This window comes from Martelella sp. UBA3392 (assembly GCF_002358775.1).
Lineage (GTDB): Bacteria > Pseudomonadota > Alphaproteobacteria > Rhizobiales > Rhizobiaceae > Martelella > Martelella mediterranea.
Map to the genome: position 1 here is coordinate 1 of NZ_DEPM01000273.1, position 8,758 is coordinate 8,758.

7 protein-coding genes are annotated in these 8,758 nt (G+C 61.1%); 4 read left to right on the forward strand and 3 right to left on the reverse strand.

Annotated elements, in window-relative coordinates; translation table 11 throughout:
• Window positions 1-65 precede the first annotated feature (65 nt).
• The 3 genes from B4E36_RS20975 to B4E36_RS20985 all read left to right on the forward strand — a co-directional run bounded on the left by B4E36_RS20975 (window position 66) and on the right by B4E36_RS20985 (window position 4,170).
• Entirely contained in the window at window positions 66-962 is an 897-nt protein-coding gene (locus B4E36_RS20975) for a LysR family transcriptional regulator VtlR (protein WP_018066549.1), read from the forward strand.
• 931 nt (window positions 963-1,893) lie between these two features.
• Window positions 1,894-3,009, forward strand: coding sequence for an alkene reductase (locus B4E36_RS20980; RefSeq protein WP_230718831.1), 1,116 nt, complete (start codon window positions 1,894-1,896; stop codon window positions 3,007-3,009).
• Between the two features lie 66 nt (window positions 3,010-3,075).
• A complete protein-coding gene (locus tag B4E36_RS20985) occupies window positions 3,076-4,170 on the forward strand; it encodes a calcium:proton antiporter (RefSeq protein WP_292056171.1) in 1,095 nt (364 codons plus the stop codon).
• Here B4E36_RS20985 and B4E36_RS20990 read toward each other — a convergent pair.
• Window positions 4,145-5,167: an NAD(P)H-binding protein gene (locus B4E36_RS20990; RefSeq protein WP_292056168.1), complete on the reverse strand. Its 1,023-nt coding sequence runs from the start codon at window positions 5,165-5,167 to the stop codon at window positions 4,145-4,147. The two genes, B4E36_RS20985 and B4E36_RS20990, sit on opposite strands and share 26 nt — an antisense overlap.
• A gap of 93 nt (window positions 5,168-5,260) precedes the next feature.
• Between B4E36_RS20990 and B4E36_RS20995 the strand changes: the two genes are divergently transcribed.
• Window positions 5,261-6,166, forward strand: coding sequence for a LysR family transcriptional regulator (locus tag B4E36_RS20995; protein ID WP_292056166.1), 906 nt, complete (start codon window positions 5,261-5,263; stop codon window positions 6,164-6,166).
• Window positions 6,167-6,184: 18 nt separating this feature from the next.
• On the opposite strand, the gene B4E36_RS21000 is transcribed toward B4E36_RS20995, so the two are convergent.
• Window positions 6,185-7,174 carry a transporter substrate-binding domain-containing protein gene (locus B4E36_RS21000; protein ID WP_292056164.1) on the reverse strand — a complete coding sequence of 330 codons (990 nt, stop codon included), beginning with the start codon at window positions 7,172-7,174 and terminating at the stop codon, window positions 6,185-6,187.
• Window positions 7,175-7,468: 294 nt separating this feature from the next.
• Entirely contained in the window at window positions 7,469-8,671 is a 1,203-nt protein-coding gene (locus B4E36_RS21005) for a pyridoxal phosphate-dependent aminotransferase (RefSeq protein WP_292056162.1), read from the reverse strand.
• Window positions 8,672-8,758 lie beyond the last annotated feature (87 nt).

Below are 8,758 nucleotides of genomic sequence, written 5' to 3' on the forward strand. Positions count from 1 at the left end.
TTTCTGACAGGGCAAAAGACCGGCACGCTGGCTGCCGCGGAGTAGGGTAAATGAAAAGCACGAGCATGCCTCTGGACTGGGACAAGCTCAGGATCTTTCATGCCGCGGCGGAGGCAGGATCGTTCACGCATGCCGCCGACAAGCTCCACCTTTCGCAATCGGCGATCAGCCGGCAGGTCTCCGCGCTGGAACAGGATGTCGGCGTCAAGCTGTTTCACCGCCACGCCCGCGGCCTGATTCTCACCGAGCAGGGCGAACTGCTTTACCGCACCGCAAACGACGTGCTGCTGAAGCTCGAAAGCGTGCGCTCGCGGCTGACCGAGACCAAGGAGAAGCCGTCGGGCAAGCTCAGGGTCACGACGACGGTCGGCCTCGGCCAGGGCTGGTTGACCGACAAGGTGCAGGAATTCCTCCAGCTTTACCCCGACATGCAGATCCAGCTCATCCTCGACAATGAGGAGCTGGATGTGAACATGCGCCATGCCGATTGCGCGATCCGCCTGCGCCAGCCGCAGCAGCCGGACCTGATCCAGCGCAAGCTGTTCACCGTGCACATGCATGTCTACGCCTCGCCCTCCTATATCAACCGGCATGGCGAGCCGCAGTCGCTGGAAGATCTCGACAATCACCGAATCATCACCTTCGGCGAGCCGGCGCCCGCCTATCTGCTCGATGTGAACTGGCTGGAAATCGCCGGCCGCTCGCCCGACAGCCCGCGCCCGGCGCACCTGCAAATCAATTCGCTGACCTCGATCAAGCGGGCGGCGCTTTTGGGAATCGGCATCGTCATGCTGCCGGATTATATCGTCGGTCGCGATCCCGGCCTGCTGCAGCTCGTCACCCACGCCGATGTGCCGAGTTTCGACACCTATTTCTGCTATCCGGACGAACTCAAGAACTCCGCCAAGCTTAAAGTCTTCCGCGATTTCATCGTCGCCAAGGCGCGCAACTGGAGCTACTGAGGCTCCCTCCCCCGGCTGCGGCGTTGATCTTTCGCTCGCAGCCGCGTTATCACGAGAAACACGCGTCTAAATTCAAACTGCTGACAGAACCGTGGCTTCAGCGTGTTGATGCTTGCTGATCCCGCCAAAGGGGTCATGCTCGGGCTTGACCCGAGCATCCATACTGACCAACCAATTGAATTATACGATTGTTTTTTAACGCTGCACCAACCTGTCTGGATCCTCGGGTCAAGCCCGAGGATGACGCCGAGGGGGTGAAGAGGGCTGTCAACACTCCCGTAAAATCAGCCTATTTTTTGGGCTATATCGTCGTTCGTCCTAATTTTAAGCAAAATCTGCTGCATTTTTCATCTTTCGCATGGCAGCCATGCACAAAGATGCATTGTGAAATGCCTAATTCAGGGGCATATAGCTCGCAGCTGATGCAGGTGGTGCCCAACTTCTCCCTGGTGCACCGCAGCAGCTGTTCCCCTCTGGAGGTTTTGAGAGACCTTCTAACTCAAAGGGCCCCGGTTTTTCCGGTGGCCCTCTTTTTTTGCCCGCAGGAATTTGTTGTTTTTTTCCGCAATCTGCGATGAAAACTATTGCAACGCGCACAAAAAAGAACCATATCGATTATAGCTGATGCGTTCGATACGGCATCCCAGCCGTATTGCAGCAGCTGTTCCCCTCTGGAGGTTTTACCTTCACACTTACAAGGGCCCCGTTTCGGAGGCCCTTTTTTTATGCGCCGCAACCGTCCTTCGAAACGCTGACCTTTGAGGTGCGTAAACGCTTTCTTTTGGTTTATACATTAGAGCGTAAGCCATGTAGAAAGATGGCTGGCGGGCTTGCGAAAGCCGCCGTCGAAACGGCAAGCCGCGACGGAGGCTGCAAATTGCGCCTGCGCCGGGCCTCCGCTACAAACAGGGCCGGCACCGGAAGGAACTTGATGGCTAACCTCTTTGACCCCATAACGATCGGCGATGTCACAATCGAGAACCGGATCATTATGGCGCCGCTGATGCGCAATCGCTCGCCTGAAGCCGTTCCGAACGAACTCAATGTCGACTATTACCGCCAGCGGGCAAGCGCGGGCCTGATCATTTCGGAAGCGACCGCGATCACCGAGCAGGGCCAGGGCTATTCCAACGCGCCGGGCCTCTACAGCGATGCCGCGGTTGAAGGCTGGCGGAATGTCACCAAGGCGGTGCACGAGGCCGGCGGCAAGATCTTCTGCCAGTTGATGCATGTCGGCCGCGTATCGCACAAATCGCTCCAACCCTTCGGCGACCCGCCGGTGGCGCCGTCCGCCCTGCAGGCCCGCGCCAAGACCTTCGTGGTCTATTCCGACGCGACCAGCGACTTCATCGAGACCTCGATGCCGCGCGCGCTGAAGCCGTTCGAAATTTCGGGAATCATCGACGATTACCGCCGCGCCGCCGCGCGCGCGCTCGAGGCCGGATTCGATGGCGTCGAGATCCACGCCGCCAATGGCTATCTCATCGACCAGTTCCTGCGCTCCGGCAGCAACCAGCGCACCGATCTCTACGGCGGCCCGATCGAAAACAGGGCGCGCTTCATGTTCGACGTCGTCGGCACGATCTCGCGGGAGATCGGGCCCGGCCGCACGGCGATCCGGCTTTCGCCCGTGGCCCCCTCCAACGATGTGCATGACGACAATCCGCAGGTTCTGTTCAATTACCTGGCAAGCCAGCTCAGCGCCTACGACCTCGCCTATATCCATGTCATCGAGGGCGCGACCGGCGGGGACCGCAATTACAGCCAGGGCCCGCGGCCTTTCGACTACGAGGAAATGCGCCAGACCTACTACCGCACAGATGGGTCCGGCGCATGGATGCTCAACAACGGCTATGACCGCCAGCTCGCCATCGACGCGCTTGAAAAGGAGCGGGCCGATCTCATCTCCTTCGGCCGCGCCTTCATCGCCAATCCGGATTTGGTGCGCCGGCTGCGGATCAATGCCCAGCTTAATGCGTTGGATCAGAGAACGCTTTTCGGCGGCGACGCCAAGGGTTATGTCGACTACCCTCCCCTCGGCGGCTGAGATCACCAGAAGCGCTCACGGATCAATGCGCCGCCATCGGCGCCATCACGGGGGCCTTGTCAATCGATGCTGACCTTTCTGCGCGGTGAAATCCTGCTGCTGCAGGCGCTTCCTGTTGGCGCGCTTGCGTGGTTCCTGGAACATGACGTGATGCATGCCGGCCAGGTCTATTCGCTCCTGGCAGCCGCCCTGCTGGTCGTGTCGATCGCCTGCGCCTCGATGCGGGTCGCCCACCACGCCGAGATCCTGGCCGCCAAGGCCGGCGATCCCTATGGCACCATGATCCTCACGCTGTCCGCAGTCTTGGTTGAGGTGATCATCCTCGTGATCATGATGCGCGAGAGCCAGCAGCCGACGCTGGTGCGCGACACGATCTATGCCGCCGTCATGCTGGACATTAACGGCATTCTCGGGCTGGCGGCGCTGCTGGGCGGGCTGAAGCACGGCGAACAGCCCTATAATGACGATTCGGGAAAAACCTATTCGGTGATGATCATGACCGCCATGGGCATCTCCATGGTGGTGCCCGATTTCGTGCCGCAGGCAAGCTGGCATATCTATTCCGGCTTCACCATCGCCGCCATGATCGCGCTTTATGCGCTGTTCCTGAAGCTGCAGGTCGGCCAGCACAGCTATTTCTTCGCCTATCGCTATCCGCGCATGAAGAAGGCCACCGAGGGCGAGACTGGCCATGCAGCGGAGGAAGGCTCCACCACCCTCTCCGTCATCACCCTCATCGCCGGCGTGGCCGTGATCGGGCTTCTCGCCGAGTTCATGTCCGCCTTTTTCAATGACGGACTAGAAGGGACCGGCGCGCCGCTGGCGCTGACCGCCATTCTGGTGGCCGCCATCGCCGCCGGACCGGAAATCCTGACCGCGCTGCGCGCAGCACTCGCCAACCGCATGCAGGCGGTGGTCAACATCGCGCTCGGTGCATCGCTTTCAACGGTGATCCTGACCGTTCCGGTGATCGAGGCAATCGCGCTTTTCACCGGCCAGCCCTTCACCATGGCGATGACCCCGGTTCAGATCACCATGACCGCCATCACGCTGGTGGTCGCCGCCATCAACATCAATGACGGCGAGACCAATGCGATCGAGGGCATGACCCATTTCGTGCTGTTTGCCACCTTCATCATGCTCTCGATACTGGGCCTTTGATGCGCAGCGGTTCCGGGGCGGAGGAGCGCGGCAGGGTGACGCCGATATCCTCAAGCGCATTGCGGATCGCGGTATCGAGCGGGGTGCGCGGCTCGCGGCCCAGCACGGCAACCAGCTTCTCATTGGTCATGTGCATCGGCTCCTTCCAGAGATAACGCACCTCCAGCACTTCACGCATCAGGGTCATGAACGGCGCAAGCAGCGGCACGATGAACCAGGGGAAGCGGGCGATCTTCAGCTTCGTGTCACCGGAGACCCGACGGATCGCCTCGACCATCTGCATGCCGTCGGCATCATAAAAGCCCTCGAAATGGAAATTGGCGAATTTCGGCAACTCCCCTGCCCTGTCATTGAGCTGCGCGAAGGTTTCGGCGAGATCGGGCAGGTAGGCCCATTGATGGCCGATTCCGGGCGTTGCCGGATTGGTGATCCGGGTGAGCGGCGCATGCGGCTTGACCATCTGCCCGAACCAGCTGTTGCCAGCAGCATTGCCACCGAAGAAATCGCCAGCGCGCACCAGAATGACCTGTGTGCCCTCAAAGGCCGCTTCCCTGAGGCGCTCTTCCACCGCGACCCGAATGCGCCCCTTGCGAGTATGCGGGTTCTGCGGGCTATCCTCGTTCGGATAGGGAAATACATCGCGCCCGAAATTGTAGATCGTGGCCGGAAACAGGATGCGGGCATTGGCAAGGCGCGCCGCGCCGATGGTATTCTCCAGCATCGGCAGAACCAGTCTGTCCCAGTCCTTGTAACCGGGCGGGTTGACCCCGTGGAATATCAGCTCCGCGCCCCGCGCCGCCTTCTCCACGTCCGCGCGGCGCATCGCGTCGCCCTTGATCCATTCATAATGCGCCGGACGACCGTCCAATCTGGAGGGGTCGCGATTGAGCGCGCGGATATGGTAGCCTCGATCATTGAGCGCCCGGGCCACCGCGTCGCCAACGCCGCCTGTGGCTCCAAGAACAAGCGCCACGGGTTGTCTGTTCATGTCTGACATTGTCGTCTCCTTCATTCGAGTGTGATCGCAATATCGGGGCAAACCGCATTAAACGGAATTGTATAAAATCGTGCCATTGGTATACATAATTTTATGGATACGCAGAGTTGGGATTATTACCGCACCTTTCTGGCGGTGCTTGAAAGCGGATCGCTTTCCGGCGCCGCGCGGCTTCTGGGCCTGACCCAGCCGACCGTTGGCCGCCACATCGAGGCGCTGGAGCGCGACGCCGGCCAGCAGCTTTTCACCCGCTCGCAGCGCGGACTGGAGCCGACCGACACGGCGCGCGCCATGAAGCCGCTGGCCGAAGCGATGGCCGCCTCGGCGGATGCCATGCGCCGGGCCTCTTCCGAAACCCGCGACGAAGTCTCCGGCAGCGTCCGAATCAGCGCGTCCGATGTGATCGCCGTCGAGGTCCTGCCCGGCATTCTTGCGCCCGTGATGGCTGCCTACCCCCGGCTCGAGTTCGAATTGTCGGTCTCCGACGCGCTCGAGGACCTGTTGAACAGGAAGGCCGATATCGCGCTCCGGCTCGTGGAGCCCACCCAGGCGGCCCTTGTGGTGCGCCATGTCGGCAAGATCCCGATTGGCTGCTTTGCCCGCAAAGAGGTCGTTGCCCGCTTCGGCGCGCCGCAGACGATCGACGACCTGAAAGCGGTGCCGACCATCGGCTTCGATCGCGAACTGGCCTATGTGCGCGATATGATGGAGGGTTTTCCCGAGCTTGCGCTGCCCGATTTCAGCTTCCGCTCCGACAGCAACCTCGCCCAGCTTGCCGCCATTCGCACCGGCTGCGGTTTCGGATTTTGCCAGCATCCGCTCGGCGAACGCGATCCCGCGCTCATCGAAGTGCTGCATGGCCAGATCCCGTTTCAGCTTCCGCTCTGGATCGCCATGCATGAGGATCTGCGCCGTTCACCCCGCTGTCGCGTCGTCTTCGATGCCCTGGTCAAGGGCATGTCCGCCTATATCAGAACGCCTGAAGCGTCAGGCGATTAGTCGGCATCGCCCGGCGCTTTAACGTGCGCCATTTTCTACGTAGCGTTCGAGTATGAGATGCCATTGCTGGGATTCGAGCGTTTGCAGGATCGCGATGTTGATCGCGTTGCGCGCGGGATCGTTCAGGGGAAGGATCAGGGCGTAGTTCTGCTGCATGAACTCCAGATTGCTGAGATAGAGGTCACGGTAATTGTCGAGCGACCACTGCAGAATCGCCCGGTCATAAACGAGCGCGTCGATATCGTGGCTTTCAAGCGCATCAAGGCCGGCGGAAACTGTATCGAAAGAGGTCACTGAAATATTGAGAAGGCCGAGCTCGGCGGCCGCCGGCGATTCGGTGATCGTGCCGACCGTCAGCCCGGAAAGGTCCCGGATATTGTCAACGAAATTGGTGTGCAGTGACGAGGTCAGTCCCGCGGCCAGTTGCGCGGTTGTGATCGCCGCAAGGATCAGGGCAGCAAACATCCAGGCCATCGCCAGCAGCCTGCCGAAGAAGGTCACCGGCGCCTTGTCGCCGTAGCCCACCGTGGTCATCGTCACGGTCGCCCACCAGAAGCCGGAAAACACGCCGCGCGCCGGTCGCGGCTCGAACTGTTCGGGATTGGCCCGCCGCTCCAGGAGCCATATCAGCGCGCCGATGACGAAGACCGGGCCCGTCAGCAGGCCGAGCATGTAGAGAAAGGCCGGCGACGTCAGAAGCTCGAACATCATCGTCGGTCCGATCTTGTCGACGACGCGAAGCGCGACGCCGAGATCGCCGCTGTAATAGGGCACCGAGAAATCGATCACCGCCTCGTCGGCGGCATTGATCGGCACCCCGCCCAGCGCCATGTCTAGCTTCCCGCCGGCCACATCCGGCACCATCGCGTCCGGCGTGGATTCCACCAAGCGGTATTCCTTGCCGATACGGCGGCTGAGCGCATCCAGCAAGTCTATGCCGAGCCCGTACCAACTGCCATCCTTGTCCTGCATGGCATAAGGCGGAAGGGCATACACGCCGACGGTCATGGGTTCATCGGCAGTTGCCTTTGAGGCCGTAGCGCTCTGGGCGCTGGCTGAACCGCCAGCGGCAATCAGCAGCAGACAGGCCGCCAGAACAAGGTGGCGCAACAAAGCGTTGGCTTGGCAAGTGTGGCGCATGATCTCCCGCATTCGTTGAAACCCCGTGCCGCCTGAAGACAGTCGGGCAGGCGCGGCACAGTCTATAACGTCATCAAGTTGCAACCCGCAACGAAAAAGGGCGCGCCTTGCGGCACGCCCCGTTGTCAAATCGCGCTTCGTAACAAAGCCGGAGCGCGCGCCTTACTTGCAGGCGTTGCAGAAGCGCTGGATGCGCATGCAGGATTCTTCCAACTCGGCTTCCGACGTCGCATAGGAAATGCGGAAGTTGGGGCCAAGGCCGAAGGCCGAGCCGTGAACGACGGCAATGCCTTCCGCTTCCAGAAGCTCGGTGACGAAATCCTCGTCGGTCTCCATCACCTTGCCGCCCGGCGAGGTCTTGCCCATCAGCCCGGCGCAGGACGGATAGACGTAGAACGCGCCCTCGGGCGTCGGGCACTCGATACCGGGGGCCTGGTTGAGCATCGAGACCACCAGATCGCGACGCTTTTCGAAGGCCTTCTTGCTTTCGGTGATGAAATCCTGATTGCCGTTGAGCGCCTCCACGGCGGCCCATTGCGCGATCGAGCACGCGCCCGACGTCTGCTGGCTCTGGATCGTGGTCATCGCGTTGATCAGCTCGGCCGGGCCGGCGGCATAGCCGATACGCCATCCGGTCATCGCATAGGCCTTGGAGACGCCGTTCATCGTTAGCGTGCGGTTATAGAGGCCGGGCTCCACTTCCGCCGGCGTCACGAACTTGAAGTCGCCGAAGGTCAGATGCTCGTACATGTCGTCGGTGAGCACCCAGACCTGCTCGTGCTTCATCAGCACATCGGTCAGCGCCTTCAACTCGTCATGGGTATAGGCCGCGCCCGAGGGGTTGGACGGCGAGTTGAAGATGAACCATTTGGTCTTCGGCGTGATCGCCTTTTCGAGGTCTTCGGCCTGAAGCTTGAAGCCGTGCTCCTGCGTTGCCGAGACGAACACCGGTGTGCCGCCGCAAAGCGCCACCATTTCCGGGTAGGAAACCCAGTACGGCGCGGGGATCACGACTTCATCGCCCGGGTTCAGCGTCGCCATCAGCGCGTTGAACAGGATCTGTTTGCCGCCCGTACCGACAATCGTCTGCGCGGCCGTGTAGTCGAGGTTGTTCTCGCGCTTGAACTTGGCGGCAATCGCCTCGCGCAGCGGCTGGATGCCGGCCACCGGCGTATACTTCGTCTCGCCGCGGTTGATCGCGTCGATCGCGGCGGCCTTGATGTTGTCGGGCGTATCGAAATCGGGCTCGCCCGCGCCAAGGCTGATGACATCGCGGCCTTTCGCTTTGAGTTCGCGCGCTTTCTGGGCCACGGCGATGGTGGCGGAAGGCTTCACACGAGAAAGGGCGTCAGCAAGAAGGGCCATTTTCAATGTCCTGATATCTAGATTGATCCTTGGAAAGCGCTGTAGCAAGCGACAACTTCCAAGCGTTTGGTCTAAACGCAATTCGCC

Bases quoted from the DNA above. Each gene is read 5' to 3' on its own strand.
- B4E36_RS20975 (WP_018066549.1), top strand. From the start codon at position 66: ATGCCTCTGGACTGGGACAAGCTCAGGATCTTTCATGCCGCGGCGGAG.
- B4E36_RS20980 (WP_230718831.1), top strand. From the start codon at position 1,894: ATGGCTAACCTCTTTGACCCCATAACGATCGGCGATGTCACAATCGAG.
- B4E36_RS20985 (WP_292056171.1), top strand. From the start codon at position 3,076: ATGCTGACCTTTCTGCGCGGTGAAATCCTGCTGCTGCAGGCGCTTCCT.
- B4E36_RS20990 (WP_292056168.1), bottom strand. From the start codon at position 5,167: ATGTCAGACATGAACAGACAACCCGTGGCGCTTGTTCTTGGAGCCACA.
- B4E36_RS20995 (WP_292056166.1), top strand. From the start codon at position 5,261: ATGGATACGCAGAGTTGGGATTATTACCGCACCTTTCTGGCGGTGCTT.
- B4E36_RS21000 (WP_292056164.1), bottom strand. From the start codon at position 7,174: ATGACCGTCGGCGTGTATGCCCTTCCGCCTTATGCCATGCAGGACAAG.
- B4E36_RS21005 (WP_292056162.1), bottom strand. From the start codon at position 8,671: ATGGCCCTTCTTGCTGACGCCCTTTCTCGTGTGAAGCCTTCCGCCACC.